This is a genomic window from Candidatus Nitrosocaldus islandicus (genome assembly GCF_002906215.1).
In the GTDB taxonomy this organism is placed as follows: Archaea; Thermoproteota; Nitrososphaeria; order Nitrososphaerales; family Nitrosocaldaceae; genus Nitrosocaldus; species Nitrosocaldus cavascurensis.
Window position 1 is genome coordinate 643865 of sequence record NZ_CP024014.1, and the last position, 14990, is coordinate 658854.

Consider the following 14990-nt stretch of genomic DNA (forward strand, 5'->3'; position numbering starts at 1 on the left):
TAGTATGAAGATGGATATTAACAGTCATTTTGTTACAGTTGCATCACTTGCTAGGGCACTTGTACTTGACTGGTTAAGGAGCAAGACTGGTGTATTCTTTACAATATTCTTCCCTATAATGCTCATGGTCATACTCACACTTGCATTCAATGATGATCTCAATAGGCTTGATCTCTATGTACAGAATCTAGATCTTGATCGTGATGGGATGCCTACAGAGACCTCCTCCTCACTCATCAATGCACTAAGCTCAAGCATGCTCAACATAAAGCATATCCCTGCAGATGTTGATGCGTATGAGTATGTGAAGTACTCTACTAGCAAGAGGGTACTCATCATACCATATGGGTTTGATGCCTCCATTAAGGCAAAGAGCATGGAGGCTAGGATGGCAGTAATGCTATCAACGCTTGATCTCTTCACAGAGCAGTCATGGATGCAGGATGGTGTGAGGGCAAGCATGATCTCTGGCATGGAAGGGTTGAAGAGGGAACTTACCATAAGAAATGGTGATAATAATGGTGATAATGCTTCTAATACTGCTCCTCCTCCAGCACCAGCAAGATTACTACTCATAGTAGACTCTAGCAAGGATAGGGAGTATGAGAGGGTAGAGGGGATACTGGCTAACATGGTTGCTAGGTTACAGCAGAGCGCAATAGATGCACCAGATATACTCAGCATGGAGGTTAAGGATGTTAGCATAACTGAAAGGGCAAACTACTACCTCCCTTCTGTCCTTGCAGCATTCATAATGACCAATGGTGTTCTAGGCACAAGTGGAATAGTAGCAGACTTTAAGAGGAGAGGTATGCTCAAGAGGCTAATGAGTACACCACTGAGTAGATTGCAGTGGATAATTGCAAATATGATGACCCAGACTATACTTGCCCTGATCCTTGCTTCAGTGATGGTATGCATAGCTGTAATAGCACTAAATACAACATTGCCAAATGCGATAAGCATAGTAGTACTTGCAATAGGAGCATTATGCTTCACAGGTCTAGGCATGCTTATTGCTGGAGCATTAAAGGAGCCCCATGCAATCACTGGTGCAAGCAATGCTATAGCATTCCCAATGATGTTCATCTCAGGTACATTCTGGCCTATAGGAAGCATGCCTGAATACATGCAGAGCATAGCATATGCATTGCCATTGACATACTTCGTCGATGCATTGAATGCAAGTATGTACCAATCCAGCATACTTGCTCTCCAATCAACCTCCATGCTTGCCCTGTTTACTATAGCATTTGTAATACTTGGGTCATACCTTACTAGATGGAAGCAAGAGTGAGTTGAACTATCCATATAACATACAGTATCCTACTAATATCACTACTAACCTTTAAAGGATACAAGCCATAAGATTCAGATAGATACAGATATGGCAAGGCTGGAGGTGCATAACCTGAAGGCATACTACTTTACAAGCAAGGGTGTAGTCAAGGCTGTAGATGATGTTACATTCAGCACAGATGAGTCTGTAGGGATAGCAGGAGAGTCTGGCTCTGGTAAGAGCACACTAGCCCTATCCATCCTTAGGATGCTCCAACCCCCTGGAAGGGTTGTTGATGGTAGGGTAATGCTTGATGGTACTGATATACTTGCAATGGATGAGCATGAGTTCAATTCAAGGATAAGGTGGAAGAAGGTATCCATGGTATTCCAAGCAGCAATGAATGCTCTAGACCCAGTGTACAGGATAGAGGAGCAGATGGCAGAACTCCTCAGATACCATGCACATTCTGGGTCTGGGGGCTTTGGTTCTAGTGTTGGGAGCGATGCTTATACGCTGATGAGTAGTGCTGTTAAGCAGGTTGGGCTTGATGAGGATGTGCTCAAGCGCTACCCTCATGAGTTATCTGGAGGGATGAAGCAGAGAGTGATAATAGCAATGGCTCTACTCCTAAAACCATCACTACTCATAGCTGATGAGCCTACCACAGCCTTGGATGTTCTTGTTCAAGCACAGATAATAAACCTCCTCAAGAGGTTGAAGAGGGAGGGGCTTATGCTCATGCTTATAACCCATGACCTCTCTATAATAGCAGAGGTTGTAGATGATGTAGGGATCATGTATGCTGGTCAGATGGTTGAGTTTGGTAGCATAGAGAGGGTGTATAGAGAGCCAAAGCATCCATACACACAGGCACTGCTCCAATCGATACCAAGGCTTAGGGGGGAGAAGAGGCTCACCTACATAAAGGGTAGCCCAATAGATCTACTCAACGTACCAAAGGGATGCAGGTTCTATGCTAGATGCCCATATGCAATGGATATATGCAGAGAAGTGGATCCTCCAGCATTAGATTGTGAAGGTGGCAATGGTTATGTTAGATGCTGGCTCTACTCGAAGCACTAGAAGCACCAACCTGCTAGAGGTAGAGGGGCTAAGGAAGTGGTTCAGGATCAAGAGATCCATACTTGATATACTCCATGGTAAGCAGGAGGGTGTAGTAAAGGCTGTAGATGATGTTAGTTTTAGTGTAAAGCAAGGCTCTACATTCGTACTTGCTGGTGAGTCTGGATCTGGTAAGAGCACTATAGCAAGGCTCATCCTGAGGGCAATAGAGCCAGATGGGGGGAGCATAAGGTTTGCTGGAAGGGATGTACTCTCTCTAGATAAGAGAGGGCTTATGTGGTTCAGGAGGAGTGCGCAGATGATCCATCAGGACCCTTACTCATCTCTCAACCCTAGGATGAAGGTAATCTCAATAGTTGGTGAACCTCTAGAGGTTCATGGTATAAAGGATAGGAGGGAGAAGGAGGAGATGGTATTCAAGGCATTGGAGGAGGTTAGGCTTGAGCCTGTTGAGGAGATAGCATACAGGTATCCTCATATGCTCTCTGGAGGGCAGAGGCAGAGGGTTGCAATTGCTAGAGCATTAGTGCTGAAGCCTATGCTTATAGTTGCTGATGAACCAGTATCCATGCTTGATCTATCTGTTAGGGCTGAGATACTTGAACTCATGCAGAACCTCAAGGTTAAGCATAACATAACCTACATATACATAACCCATGACCTCTCAACTGCTAGGTACTTTGGTGATAGCATAGCAATACTCTACAAGGGCAAGATAGTTGAGATGGGTAGCATAGATGATGTACTAAATGAACCATTGCATCCATACACACAAGCACTGATAGATGCTATACCAGAGCCTGATCCTGCAAGTAGGTTGAGGGATAAGGTGATAAGGATAAGGGCAAGTACAAGCATTAGCATGGATGAAGCAAATGATCATGGATGTAGGTTCTATGCTAGATGCCCATATGCAATGGATATATGTAGGGAAGAACCTAAACTGCTAGAGGTTAAGAATGGGCATCTTGTGAGTTGCTTCCTCTACAAGTCATCTGTTTAGGAACTGTATCTCCTCCCTCCTTGCTACCATTATGAGTTCATCCCCACCATAGATATCATGGAGCAGTGCTTCCTCTCTAGCATTCAGTGTCCTCTCATACAGCCTCTTTGCATTTGTGTTTTTGCTAGATGTTGTAACAATAACAAGCTTGAGTTCAGATCCTCTAGCATGCAGGTATCTGCACACATCCTTGAGTGATTCTACAACTAGCATGCTCCCTATACCCCTACCCTGATACCTCCTTGCTACTGCTATCTGCTCAAGCTCTAGCACTGCATCGCTCCTAAACCCTCCATGCTCAGTCCAGAGTATGTAACCTACAGGCTCCTCTCCAAGCATGGCTATATAGTACATGCATATTGGCTTACTTCTATGCTTCATCATCACCCATCTTACAGCATCATCATAACTCTTCATACCCTTGAAGTTCTCAATGTATATCCTTGCTACAGAATGTATATCCTCATCAACCATCTCCCTAACAGTTAGAGCTGAACCATCAACTCCAACCATAATCATCAATCCACTATTCCCTTGCCTTATTCAACTACTACCTTTCATCCCTCATATGTATGGTTAGTGCATGCTTCCTAAGTTCCTCATCACTAGCAAACTCTAGATTGCACTCTGCACATGTGTATATTATGGTACCTGCACCAGTACCAGTACCAGTGCCAGCACCAGTACCAGCATTAGCATTGGCACTAGAGACTACACCTGTACCACCTATCCCTACACCTGCCTCCTCTGCAAACACACTACCCCTACCCTTCTTCACGGCAAGTGCCCCGCCCAGAAGCCCAAGTATTATCCCAGGTAGCATGCCTATGTTTATGAACCCTATACCCAGCACACTTATTATGCACAGTATTATTATCATAACACCCCATCTCTTACTCTCCTCCCTCCTCTTCTCTATCAGCACTGCTAGTATCATTATCATAGCGCCAGTAGATGCTCCTGCTACACCAGCCCTCATAAGCATGAACCTAAACCCCTCCTCTCCAAGCATAGCCCTTAGATTGTTCAGCATCTCATCCTGTGGGAGGCCTATGAATATACCTGCTATGAACGTGAGCCCTTGGGCAAGTATTATAAGCCCTGCTAGGAATGAGAGTATGAACTCTGGAGCCCTCCTCTTCACAGTTATCATCCTATCTTACTCACCCCACCTACCTACTACTTACCTACTGACTTACCGAATAACTAATCTACCCCAACTAAATATATAAATGAAGTGTATCTATGATGCTAGAGGCTACTCTTAAACCTCTGCTGTTTTGGCTTAACTGTGTAGAGATGGGCTCCAACACCTATCAATGGTAGCGATGCTAACATGAAGATCTGAGGGATTATATTGAAGAGATAAGCCTCACCTCTATTTGTAAGAACTTCAACATAGTAATCATTCATAACCTTCTCTACACTTCCAGCATTAACCATCCCCACCATTAGTACTATGCCCTGTGCTATTATTATCATGCTTGTAGCCTTTCTAACCTCCAACTTCCTTGCTAACCCCTTAGCAAGCATATATGCAACGCCTGCCAATCCAAATCCAGGTATGCCGAAGAGGAACATACCTATGATCATCATATTCCATGGTTGTGCTATTGTAGCACCTATGGCTAGAGGTCTGGTTAGTGCAAGATAGAGTGAGTTTATGTATATCACGAACATAACATGTAGTGCTAGAGATGCAATAGCCATCCATGTATCGTAACGCATGGGCATAAGTATAGTCTTTTTAAGTGAAATAAATTGTTTGCTGGTAAACATGCTAAATGACTAAAACTACTGCACCATCATAACCCCATTTACTTCACTACCCACTCATCCAATAAAGCCTATAGGTATTCATTCATGCTAGTTGATGATAATCATTATTAGGTTATCCCAACAATCCTTGCAAGTTCCCTCCTTGAAGCAAAACTCAGCCTTGAGGCAGCATACTCTGGAGATATGTTGAGGAAGTGTACACCAAACCCCTCAATCCCATAGCTATCTACTAGCCTAGGATGAACCTCTATATGCCAGTGTAACTGCTTCCTACTCTTCTCAGATGAGGCATGTATGATCATGCTGAATTTCACATCGCCTAGGGTATTATAGAGCCCTCCAAGCATAACCCTAAGCATTGTAGCAAGCTCATCTATCTCCTTCTGGGTCATCCTTAACAACTGTATAGCATGCTTCTTAGGCACTATCCAGAACTCGTATGGATGGGTTGGAGCCCAAGGACATAATGCCATGAAATTCTCTATGCTGACTAGATGCCTAGGGCTCTTATCCTCCATGCTTATCATGTTGCATAGAGGACATGAACCAGCCTCATTGATGTATCTGTTTATTGACTCAACCTCCTGCTCTATGAGTGGAGGTATGTAGGGGAAGGTGATTATGTTGAGGTGTGGATGCCATACATTGCTAGCATCGTAATCCATGTACACTGCAACATAACTAACGCCCTTCTGCATGTAGAGCCACTTCACCCTATCCTGCAGTGCTACAAGTACATTTGACCACTGCTCTGCTGGTATTGATGATGGCTTGCAGTGCTCTCTGCTTGCTATCAGCAGATAATGGTAGCCATATGCAGGTTCACTGTAGAATGGCTTGTTTGTATACTTGCCATTTGCAGATATGCTAACCAATGGGTTCTTGCTTGGCACTACCCTAACACACCAGTCATCTACACGGTAATCCTCTGTATCTGATAACCTCCTCATCATCCCCTCCTTCTGTACAAGAGCAAGTACTGCTGGTCTGGTTAGATGCTCGTTACCAGGACAGTAGATGCATATATCATCATTTCCATGCTTCTCATTACCATCATCCATATCAACACTGTTACCATCATTAACTATCACTAGCCTATCAAGTATGTTATCCTTCCTGAACTGAGTCATCTATACAACACACCTCCCTCATCCTCATCCTTATCCTCATCATCATCCTCTTTCTTCCCATCCCATTCAGTTCCATACAATACTCTTCCATATTATTCAACTTGCTATCATATGCTTTTATCTAAATCTTACCTTCAAGAATAGTTAACAAACTATGATGCAATTCTTTATAAGGATAGTAGTAGTAGGTTAGGCTATATAAGGATGTAAGGGTGTAAGGATGGAGAGGGATGGTGCAGTATGAAGGATGTGGATGGCAATTACGGTAGCAATGGTATGAAAAGCAACTATGGTAGGATGAGTGCTAGGAAGAGGGCTAGGATGAAGATGATCTATGTACTACTTGATGGTGTTGGAGATCTACCTCACCCAAGCCTAAACCATCTCACACCTCTAGAATCTGCATATACACCAAACCTAGATGCCTTGGCAAGGAAGGGTAGGATGGGTATGGTATACACTGTAGGGAAGGATATTGCTCCAGAGTCTGATATAGCAGTATTCAGCATGCTTGGCTATAGGTTCAAGGATGAAGAGTATCCTGGTAGAGGAGTTGTAGAGGCTATAGGGGCAGGGATAGATATCAGGGATGGTGATCTTGCAATGAGGGGTAACTTTGCAACCATAGATGGTGAAGGGAAGATAGTGGATAGGAGGGTTGGAAGGAACCTAGCAGATGATGAGGCCAAAGAACTCGTCAAGGCTATAAAGGATAGGGTAACGCTAGAGGGTGCAGAGTATGAACTTGTGCATACAAAGGGGCATAGAGTAGTGCTTAGGATAAGGGGCAAGAGCATATTATCAGCAGATATAAGCAATACAGACCCAGCATATGAGAGGATAAAAGGCATGGGAGTAGCAAGGGAAGAGCATGATGCTAGGATGAGCATAAATAGATGTAAGGCTCTTAGCAATAGCAATGCTGCTCTACTCTCTGCTAAACTTGTTAATGAGTTCACTGAGAAGGTTATAAGCGTGCTTAAAGATCATCCTGTAAATGAGAGGAGGAGAGGCATGGGTATGCTTGAGGCTAACTGTATACTGCTAAGGGATGCTGGAAGTAGGCTTCCCAAGGTTGAACCTATAGCAAGCAAGTACAATGATGCAAGGTTTGCATGCATAGTTGATATGCCTGTTGAGTATGGTATAGCAAGGGTTACAGGAATAACAGTTCTTGATGGTGGAGGTATGAGGGATTATGAGATCAAGGCTAGAAGAGCAGTAGAGGCGTTGAGTAGATACGATGCTGTGTATGTACACCTAAAGGGCCCAGATGAGTTTGGGCATGATGGTAATGCTAGAGGCAAGGAAGAGAGTATAGAGGAGATAGATGAGAGGTTCTTTGGCGAACTACTCAAGCATACTAGCATCAATAGCGATGGTAAGAGTAGTAGGCTGTTCATAGTCGTATCTGGAGATCACTCAACCCCATGCATAAAGAAGGCACACAGTGCAGATCCAGTACCATTGCTTGTATCATGTATGAGCAGTGACTACAGGGATGATGGGCTTGGTAGGTTCACTGAGCGTGAAGCAAGGAAGGGTAGCATAGGTTACATAATGGGATATGATGTGCTAAGCAAGGTATTCAGTATCATGTACTCATCCTCACCACCATCATAATAATATGATAGAGCAGTAGTAGTGATAGTGATAATAGCAGTAATAGCATTACCTATAGCCTATGTTCTAACATGGCTCTAATATCCTTGCTATCCAATACCATCCTTATCCTCTCAACCATCACTTCTATATCTAGCCCATGATATCTGCATGGCTTGCCTTGTAGTTTCTTTAGTGCCCTTGCTAGTATTGAGATGCATATATCGTACTCTGCCTTCTGTGCATGTACTAGAGCAGCACATACAAGTATGATGCCTTGTATTAGTTCCTTCTCATCACCCTTACTATCCTTCCATGCCCCCTCTAGAACCTCATGTGCCTCCCAGTAGCGTTCAGCATTGAATAGATCCCTTGCATGCATTATCCTCTCTTCCTTGCTCAAACTCCTCTCATCTATCTCTGTGTAGCCTAGTAGTTGTGCTATCCTCTCCATCTCCCTAAGCAGTTTATCAAGCATTGATTGCTCAACACTAACATCCAACTCTATATGCTTACTTGCTACTCTAACATCCCTTACCTCAACCCATGCATCTAGCCCAGCATCTATACATACATTGCTAGCATTACTCAAGATCATCCTTGAGTCCTCTGGTCTATAGCCATTGTTTACAAGTCTTACCACGTACCTTGAGTATACCATATGCTATAGAGAATCATTAGGTTTATTAAGAGTTAAGGTATGGATGGAATGGTAATGGATGAACTGGTGGTTGAGGAAGAGAGGTTTAACCCCTTGCTCAACAGGGTAGAGTTGATGTGTATAATCAAGGGTATGAATGGTATGCTGAAGAGGCAGGATGCAGCAAAACTGATAGTAGAGTGTAGGGGTTATGCTGGGAGGTTCATAGTGCCTGTAAACATGAGGGGTGAGAAAGGCAAGAGGGATCTTAGATGCCTCTTCTACATATATGAGGATGAGGGTACTGCTAGATCCCAACTCCCAAGGTATATAATTGCAAGGCTTACAGGGGAGAAGGTTGAGAAGGGAGGAAAGAAGAAAGGAGAAGGTGATAAGGGGAAGGAGGGGGGTTAGATTGTTGTTGATGGTAGAGAGGTGCTATCTGTATGGGTAAGGGGAGCAACACACAGGTATGGAAGTACTACACTGTTGAGGATGATAGGATAAGGAAGGTAAGAAGGGAGTGTCCAAGGTGTGGTAGAGGAGTATTCATGGCTGAGCATAGTGATAGGGTTACATGTGGAAGGTGCAAGTACACAGAGTTCAAGCGTAAGGAGAAGGAGAGAGTAGGTAAAGGGGCAGAGGAGGATGGTAAAGGAAAGAGGAGGAAGCAGTAGAATCCTATTAATATCTCATTAACAGGCTGTGATGACTACAAAAATGAATAAATGAAGGAAAAAGGAAGGAAGGGTCAAGATTTATGTTAGCAAATATAATACAAGATGTTATGGAGTTAAGCAGTAATGCCTAATGCTTCCAATAATTTGTATAATCTTGGCTTACCTAAAGGCCCTTATCTCTTCCCTCACAGCCTTGATGATACCTAAAACCATTGCTGGGTAGAATGGTAGAAAGTAGGAACTCTTTGCTGCTCTTGCTATAGCATCGCTGCTACCATGCTGGGCATAACCCTCTAGAAATGCCCTTACAAACATCCTTGCCATATCCTCATCCCTTTTGAATAGTAGAGAGTAGTAGAGGAAACATGCTATATCCCATGCCATATCATCGTAGTTGGTTGAGGGTGAGAACTGCTCAAAGTCTGTAATGTATAGTATACCATCATAATAGTTAGTGCTTTTAGTGATACTACTACTGTTATTAGCAGGATGAGGGGGAGGATGATTATAAGGAAGAGGAGGAGTAACAACAACAAGCACGTTACTTGGCTTGGTATCTCCAAGTATGAACCCATTTGCATGTATAATGCCTAATATAGTTCCATATGCCTTAACATAGCCAAGTAGATCACCTGCTGCTCCTTTCTCCCTTCTATCATATACCCTCTCTACTTGCTTCTGTCCATAGCCATTACTATTGTTGTTATTACTACTACTATTACCAACCAACTTATCTAGTATGCTACTCAATGGGATACCATCTACATACTTGAATGCTATTAGCCTCTTCCCAAATGATAATGCCACAACCTCTGGGGTATTTATGCCCAGAGCCCTAACCCTCCTTACCCCTATATACTCATTCATCATCCTCTTCTCTGGCGATATATCGTAACGCCTTATCCCTGCAAGCCATACATTCAGTGCTATCCACTTTGCCATCTTCATGTTGGTGTAGTACTTGATGACTATACTCTCCTTCTTCTTAACCTCCCCTCCTACTTCCTGCTCTAGCGTACAGAGGCTTGTTGCTGCATGCTTATCACCTATGCTTGTGAACCTTGCAGTGTAACCATCTCTGAAGCCCAGAGACTCTGCTACCATATCAAGCCAAGAGTTGCCATCAGCAACTATACCCTCATTAACCTTGAGGAGTATGGAAGGGTTATCTAATGCTGGAGGTATGGTGTAAGCCTTAACCTCCTTCCTCCTGTTAAGTTTAGATACAGCCTCCTCCCTAAAGAAGTTAAGGGTCCTTCTTGCTGCATATGAGTGTACAAGCCATGCAAATGCACCCCTGAGCATCTCCTTCATCAATGCCTTATTGTTGCCTTTGCCTTTGCCTTTACTCCTATCCTTAAGTATGATATGATAATAGCATTTACCATCATCTACATGTACATTCCTCACCTCAACAATACCTTCTTGTTCAAGTTCCCTCAATGCCCTCATGAAGCCTCTCCTGCTAATCTCCATATTCCTTGATGCATGACTCCCTGTGTATGTCTTCACATAACTGTACAATGCATGGGGGTATATCTTTGCCCTCTTCTTGATCTTTGAGAATAGAAAGTACTCAAGTGGTATGGAAACCTCATCAGTAGCAATGAGAGGATTAAGCCCCAAAAGTGTACCATACTCCTCAACTATAACCCTCTTCTTGTATATAGTCTCAACATCATTAAGGTATGAACCATTGTACAATGGGAGATATGGGTGGAGGAGCCTACCTGCAACAAACTCTCCAAGCATTGCACGCTCAGCATCTCTAAGGAGTGCCTTACCATCAACTATAAGCAATGATGCATTAAGTTTAGCACCATCACGTACATAAACATACTTGATTATATCCTTGTAATCCTTCAGTACAAGAAGGATATCATAGTCGCTGTCTGGTCTAGCATAACCTGCTACCTTTGAGCCATATATGCAGTATGAGATTATCTCGCATCCATACTCCTCTGCTATAGCATTAACGATCCTTGATAACTCCTCACTCTCCTCCACGCTTATGGTTGCTAAGTTGATAGAATCATCCCTATCCATAGCATTATACTCATCATCACCCTTCTCCCTCCTGCCTCCCTTCCCCATCTCCATGGATACCATCCCTTATGCTACCCCTCCCACTCCTACTACTACTATTACCAACCCTTCTCCTACTACTGCTACTACTAGCACTAATAAACTCATATATCTTGTTCCTCAATCCATCATCTATACTGAATGATGCTATTGCCTCTATTGGTATCCTTGCAATATTCTCCTCAACACTCATCCTTACAGTTGGTAAACCCTTCTCTATCCAATCCTTCATGCACTTCTCTTCTAGCCTGTGATCACTCAACCCATCTTGGAACTTCCTTGCAACGAGCCTGATCAATGCTCTATCCTTCCTGAATGCTATCCTTGGTTCTACAACCCTGCTCATATCAGCATACACACTCTCGAATATGCTGTTTGAGACCTCATCAGATATAACGTTCATGTTTATGAATCTTGCAAGTAGTTCTATGTAGTGAAGGAACTCATGTGCAAGTATTGCATGTATGGTTCCTTTGAGCCCATATGCAACCAGTGGAGCAGTAACCTGTACTACTATTGATAACCTACTCTCACCATCAGAACAAGTATGATCATAGATGCTCCCATACATGCCTTTAACTACAGGTATGGTTCTAGCAAACATAAGTCCTAGACTGTACTGGGCATCTGCTACAACCATACTTGGCTCTATATAGTACTCTGGATACTCTATGCCAGATGCCCTCTCAACCCTTTCTATACCTTCAGTAACGTATCTGTAGCGTTCCATAACCCTAGCATAGACCTTCTCTGGTATCAATGCTCTAGACCTTGACTCCTCAAGTTTATGCAGTGGATCTAGCCTCATGTTTAAATTATCATCCCAGTATTATAAATATGTCAGGGTAACATCTTTTCAAGTAGATGGACATCTTACTCACCTGCCCTCCTGGCTTAGAAGATATAGTTGAGTTAGAGGCAAGAGAGAAGTTACCACATGCACATGTGAGCAAGAGGCATATGGGGATAAGGGGGCACGTACTCCTCCACCTTTGTGAGCATGATGAGTGTATAAACAAGGTACTCTCAATGCGCTCCATACATCATGTGATGAGGTATATAACATCCTTCAGCATAGATAGGAGCAAGGATGCCCTCAACACAATATACAGGAATGTTCTTGCTTTAGACTTTGGCAATGTGCTTGATGAGGGAGTTAGGTTCAGGGTTACAAGTGAGAGGCTTGGGAGGCATGAGTTCACATCCATAGATGTGCAGAGAGCTGCTGGCAAGGCAATAGTTGATAGGTTCTCAAGTAAGGTTGATCTCAAGCATTATGATGTAGAGGTTAGGGTTGATGTTGTAGGGGAGCAGTGCATAGTAGGCATAGCATTGACAAAGGAGTCACTACATAAGAGAGGGTATAGAGTATTTGATCATCCAGCAGCACTAAAGGCAAGTATAGCGTATGCTATGCTTAGGCTTGCAGAACCTAGAGCAGGGAATATACTTGTAGATCCAATGTGTGGTTCTGGCACAATACCCATAGAGGCAGCACTATCCATGTCAATGCTGAACCTAGAACTCTATGGGTTTGATGTAAATACCATTTACATAGATGGTGCAAAGGCAAATGCAGAGAGTGCAGGGGTTGGGAAGTGTATAAGGTTCATGTGCTATGATTGTAGGATACTTGATAGGCTGGTTACACCCGATAGGATAGTCACAAACCCTCCATATGGGATAAGGATGGAGCCTAGCATTGGGCTAAGGAGGCTCTACATGGAGTTTGCAAAAGCATCGTACAGGGCTATGGTTGATGGTGGTAGGATAGTTGTTATAACACTCAAGCATGGGATGATGAAGAGCATGCTCTCATCCTCTGGCTTCAATGTAAGCAAGAGTATCCCTGTTATGCATGGAGACCTATGGGCACATATAATAGTTGGAGAGAAGAGGTGAGTTTAAGCAGGGTAGGTAGAGTAAGAGCAAGTGAGAGCATGTTAGAAGGGAAGAGCAATGTAGGTAATGTAGGAAAGGGAAGGGGAGGTGAATGGTAAGAGGGGAAAAGGAAGATTTGACACTCTCCACGACTAAAGTCGGGAGATTCTCGGTTTGTTGCCCTGAAGGGCTCATCCTACCAAGTTCTGGGCTGTATCAAGGAGCCCCTGCTATGGACATATATATAGCCCATAGCCCGCTTTAATATGTTCATCCTCTCCTCTTCCCCCTTATTGGTTGGCGACTCGCCATATCTTAATATAAGTATTTAAATATAACATAATTCATCCCAAAGTTAGAACCATAGGCTTTCTTATCGAGAATTATGATTATGTAATGTAGATAGAGAGGAAGAAGGATTAAATTAGATTAAGCATGATGCTTGATTGGATAGATGGAGGGGTGAGCATGTTCCAGTACTTCACACCACAGCAGGCTAACAGAATTCTAGGAGAGGTTAGGAGGAGGTTCAACAACATAGTTGCTATAAGGGATGAGGTGCTTGAATTACAGGAGGAGTTACAGAGCATAGTTGATCATGATGCCTCTCTCCAAGTATATATAGAGAAGAAGCAGGAACTCAACTCTGCACTTACAAGGCTATACGCTGCAATTGAGGAGTTGGAGGCTATGGGTGTTGTGCTTAAGAGCATAGATGAAGGGTTGATAGACTTTCCAGCTAAGAGGTTTGGAGAAGATGTATGGCTCTGCTGGAAGTCTGGAGAGGATGAGGTTAAGTTCTGGCATGGTAAGGATGAAGGCTTCATGGGTAGGAAGCCTCTGCCAGTTAGTGATGAGTCTCTAGTATAATCTTGCCTCTAATCTTATTATATTATAAGATAGGATGCTCAACCATATACATGGTGTCTGCATGGCTTAGAGCGATAAGGGTAAGGTTCCTTCTAGCCTCCATAATATCTGTAAGTATTGGTCTAGCCATAGCATTATGGAAGCATGATGCTCTAGACCCTCTTCATGCACTTCTCACATACATTGGTGTGCTTAGCCTACATGCTAGCGTTGATCTCCTGAACGATTACTGGGACTACAGATCTGGTATAGATAAGGTTACTAGAAGGACCCCCTTCTCTGGAGGGACTGGTGTGCTACCAGAGCATATGCTCTCACCATCAAGTGTGTATAGAGCAGGGATAGCATTCCTTATAATAGGAGCAGTTATAGGTCTATACTTCGTTGCAGTTAGAGGTATTGCTATAGCTATAATACTTGCATTTGCCGTAGCAGCAGTGTACCTGTACTCAACTAGCATAGTAAGGATAGGCTTAGGGGAGTTCTTTGTTGCTTTAAAGGGTACTATGATAGTTGTAGGCACCTACTATGTGCAGGTAGGAGCATTGAGCATTGAGCCTGTTTATGCTGGAACCATATCTGGCATGCTATCCTCATTGGTACTCTTCATCAACTCATTCCCAGATTATGAGGCAGATAGGAGTGGTGGTAGAAGGACCCTTGTGATACTGCTTGGTCCTGCTAGAGCATCAAGGCTATTCATAGCATTCCCTAGTGCAGTGTACATTATGATTATAGCAGGTGTAGTATTGCAGATATTGCCATTATACACCCTTGCTACCCTTCTAGCATTACCCCTTGCACTTAGAGCATATAGGATACTTAAGGCAAGGTATGATGATGCTGAAGGGCTTATACCATGCATGAGCAGCACTGTAGCATTCTCAAGGATAGTTGGTATAGCAATTGTAGTAGGAGTTCTAGTTGAGTACCTATTATTCTAGTAGTTGTTCAT

Annotated in this window: 16 protein-coding genes; 9 read left to right on the forward strand and 7 right to left on the reverse strand. The window is 43.3% G+C overall.

The annotated features are described in order from the left end of the window. Positions 1-4 precede the first annotated feature (4 nt). The 3 genes from CRG89_RS03385 (at position 5) to CRG89_RS03395 (ending at position 3368) form a co-directional block, all read left to right on the forward strand. Positions 5-1297, forward strand: a complete 1293-nt coding sequence (locus tag CRG89_RS03385; RefSeq protein WP_103286942.1) for an ABC transporter permease — start codon at positions 5-7, stop codon at positions 1295-1297. Positions 1298-1387: 90 nt separating this feature from the next. Then, complete coding sequence (locus CRG89_RS03390) at positions 1388-2365, forward strand: ABC transporter ATP-binding protein (protein WP_103286943.1); 978 nt, start codon at positions 1388-1390, stop codon at positions 2363-2365. Further along, positions 2328-3368, forward strand: a complete 1041-nt coding sequence (locus CRG89_RS03395; protein ID WP_217349419.1) for an ABC transporter ATP-binding protein — start codon at positions 2328-2330, stop codon at positions 3366-3368. Before CRG89_RS03390 ends, CRG89_RS03395 begins: the two co-directional genes overlap by 38 nt. Here CRG89_RS03395 and CRG89_RS03400 read toward each other — a convergent pair. The 4 genes from CRG89_RS03400 to CRG89_RS03415 all read right to left on the reverse strand — a co-directional run bounded on the left by CRG89_RS03400 (position 3357) and on the right by CRG89_RS03415 (position 6277). Next, a complete protein-coding gene (locus CRG89_RS03400; protein ID WP_103286944.1) occupies positions 3357-3887 on the reverse strand; it encodes a GNAT family N-acetyltransferase in 531 nt (176 codons plus the stop codon). The two genes, CRG89_RS03395 and CRG89_RS03400, sit on opposite strands and share 12 nt — an antisense overlap. Before the next feature lie 31 nt (positions 3888-3918). After that, positions 3919-4521 carry a hypothetical protein gene (locus CRG89_RS03405; RefSeq protein WP_103286945.1) on the reverse strand — a complete coding sequence of 201 codons (603 nt, stop codon included), beginning with the start codon at positions 4519-4521 and terminating at the stop codon, positions 3919-3921. Between the two features lie 98 nt (positions 4522-4619). Further along, positions 4620-5102 carry a hypothetical protein gene (locus CRG89_RS03410; protein ID WP_103286946.1) on the reverse strand — a complete coding sequence of 161 codons (483 nt, stop codon included), beginning with the start codon at positions 5100-5102 and terminating at the stop codon, positions 4620-4622. A gap of 152 nt (positions 5103-5254) precedes the next feature. Further along, the gene (locus CRG89_RS03415) at positions 5255-6277 is read right to left on the reverse strand and encodes a galactose-1-phosphate uridylyltransferase (protein WP_103286947.1); all 1023 of its coding nucleotides are present in this window, start codon (positions 6275-6277) and stop codon (positions 5255-5257) included. 240 nt (positions 6278-6517) lie between these two features. Here CRG89_RS03415 and CRG89_RS03420 point away from each other — a divergent pair, with 240 nt between their 5' ends. After that, positions 6518-7900: a BPG-independent phosphoglycerate mutase family protein gene (locus CRG89_RS03420; protein ID WP_217349420.1), complete on the forward strand. Its 1383-nt coding sequence runs from the start codon at positions 6518-6520 to the stop codon at positions 7898-7900. Positions 7901-7952: 52 nt separating this feature from the next. Here the strand turns inward: CRG89_RS03420 and CRG89_RS03425 are convergent, their stop codons facing one another. Further along, complete coding sequence (locus CRG89_RS03425; RefSeq protein ID WP_103286948.1) at positions 7953-8540, reverse strand: DUF309 domain-containing protein; 588 nt, start codon at positions 8538-8540, stop codon at positions 7953-7955. 54 nt (positions 8541-8594) lie between these two features. Here CRG89_RS03425 and CRG89_RS03430 point away from each other — a divergent pair, with 54 nt between their 5' ends. Together CRG89_RS03430 and CRG89_RS03435 are read left to right on the forward strand one after the other, a co-directional pair. Beyond that, positions 8595-8933, forward strand: a complete 339-nt coding sequence (locus CRG89_RS03430; RefSeq protein WP_148695224.1) for a 30S ribosomal protein S24e — start codon at positions 8595-8597, stop codon at positions 8931-8933. A 32-nt stretch (positions 8934-8965) separates the two neighbouring features. Then, on the forward strand, positions 8966-9196 hold the full coding sequence (locus tag CRG89_RS03435) for a 30S ribosomal protein S27ae (RefSeq protein WP_103286950.1): 231 nt from the start codon (positions 8966-8968) through the stop codon (positions 9194-9196). Positions 9197-9358: 162 nt separating this feature from the next. On the opposite strand, the gene CRG89_RS03440 is transcribed toward CRG89_RS03435, so the two are convergent. Further along, complete coding sequence (locus tag CRG89_RS03440; protein WP_103286951.1) at positions 9359-11299, reverse strand: nucleotidyltransferase domain-containing protein; 1941 nt, start codon at positions 11297-11299, stop codon at positions 9359-9361. Beyond that, complete coding sequence (locus CRG89_RS03445) at positions 11262-12092, reverse strand: hypothetical protein (RefSeq protein WP_174672471.1); 831 nt, start codon at positions 12090-12092, stop codon at positions 11262-11264. Before CRG89_RS03445 ends, CRG89_RS03440 begins: the two co-directional genes overlap by 38 nt. A 56-nt stretch (positions 12093-12148) precedes the next feature. On the opposite strand from CRG89_RS03445, the gene CRG89_RS03450 reads away from it, so the two are divergent. From CRG89_RS03450 to CRG89_RS03460, 3 genes are all read left to right on the forward strand, one after another. Beyond that, on the forward strand, positions 12149-13186 hold the full coding sequence (locus CRG89_RS03450) for a THUMP domain-containing protein (protein ID WP_103286952.1): 1038 nt from the start codon (positions 12149-12151) through the stop codon (positions 13184-13186). Between the two features lie 414 nt (positions 13187-13600). Further along, positions 13601-14035 (forward strand): DUF2203 domain-containing protein, encoded by a 435-nt coding sequence (locus CRG89_RS03455; RefSeq protein ID WP_231911519.1) that lies wholly within the window; start codon positions 13601-13603, stop codon positions 14033-14035. 50 nt (positions 14036-14085) lie between these two features. Further along, positions 14086-14979 (forward strand): prenyltransferase, encoded by an 894-nt coding sequence (locus tag CRG89_RS03460; protein WP_103286953.1) that lies wholly within the window; start codon positions 14086-14088, stop codon positions 14977-14979. Positions 14980-14990 lie beyond the last annotated feature (11 nt).

Excerpts from the sequence above, each read along its gene's own strand:
- CRG89_RS03385 (WP_103286942.1), top strand. The coding sequence starts at position 5 with ATGAAGATGGATATTAACAGTCATTTTGTTACAGTTGCATCACTTGCT.
- CRG89_RS03390 (WP_103286943.1), top strand. The coding sequence starts at position 1,388 with ATGGCAAGGCTGGAGGTGCATAACCTGAAGGCATACTACTTTACAAGC.
- CRG89_RS03395 (WP_217349419.1), top strand. The coding sequence starts at position 2,328 with ATGGTTATGTTAGATGCTGGCTCTACTCGAAGCACTAGAAGCACCAAC.
- CRG89_RS03400 (WP_103286944.1), bottom strand. The coding sequence starts at position 3,887 with ATGATTATGGTTGGAGTTGATGGTTCAGCTCTAACTGTTAGGGAGATG.
- CRG89_RS03405 (WP_103286945.1), bottom strand. The coding sequence starts at position 4,521 with ATGATAACTGTGAAGAGGAGGGCTCCAGAGTTCATACTCTCATTCCTA.
- CRG89_RS03410 (WP_103286946.1), bottom strand. The coding sequence starts at position 5,102 with ATGCCCATGCGTTACGATACATGGATGGCTATTGCATCTCTAGCACTA.
- CRG89_RS03415 (WP_103286947.1), bottom strand. The coding sequence starts at position 6,277 with ATGACTCAGTTCAGGAAGGATAACATACTTGATAGGCTAGTGATAGTT.
- CRG89_RS03420 (WP_217349420.1), top strand. The coding sequence starts at position 6,518 with ATGAAGGATGTGGATGGCAATTACGGTAGCAATGGTATGAAAAGCAAC.
- CRG89_RS03425 (WP_103286948.1), bottom strand. The coding sequence starts at position 8,540 with ATGGTATACTCAAGGTACGTGGTAAGACTTGTAAACAATGGCTATAGA.
- CRG89_RS03430 (WP_148695224.1), top strand. The coding sequence starts at position 8,595 with ATGGATGAACTGGTGGTTGAGGAAGAGAGGTTTAACCCCTTGCTCAAC.
- CRG89_RS03435 (WP_103286950.1), top strand. The coding sequence starts at position 8,966 with ATGGGTAAGGGGAGCAACACACAGGTATGGAAGTACTACACTGTTGAG.
- CRG89_RS03440 (WP_103286951.1), bottom strand. The coding sequence starts at position 11,299 with ATGGAGATGGGGAAGGGAGGCAGGAGGGAGAAGGGTGATGATGAGTAT.
- CRG89_RS03445 (WP_174672471.1), bottom strand. The coding sequence starts at position 12,092 with ATGAGGCTAGATCCACTGCATAAACTTGAGGAGTCAAGGTCTAGAGCA.
- CRG89_RS03450 (WP_103286952.1), top strand. The coding sequence starts at position 12,149 with ATGGACATCTTACTCACCTGCCCTCCTGGCTTAGAAGATATAGTTGAG.
- CRG89_RS03455 (WP_231911519.1), top strand. The coding sequence starts at position 13,601 with ATGATGCTTGATTGGATAGATGGAGGGGTGAGCATGTTCCAGTACTTC.
- CRG89_RS03460 (WP_103286953.1), top strand. The coding sequence starts at position 14,086 with ATGGTGTCTGCATGGCTTAGAGCGATAAGGGTAAGGTTCCTTCTAGCC.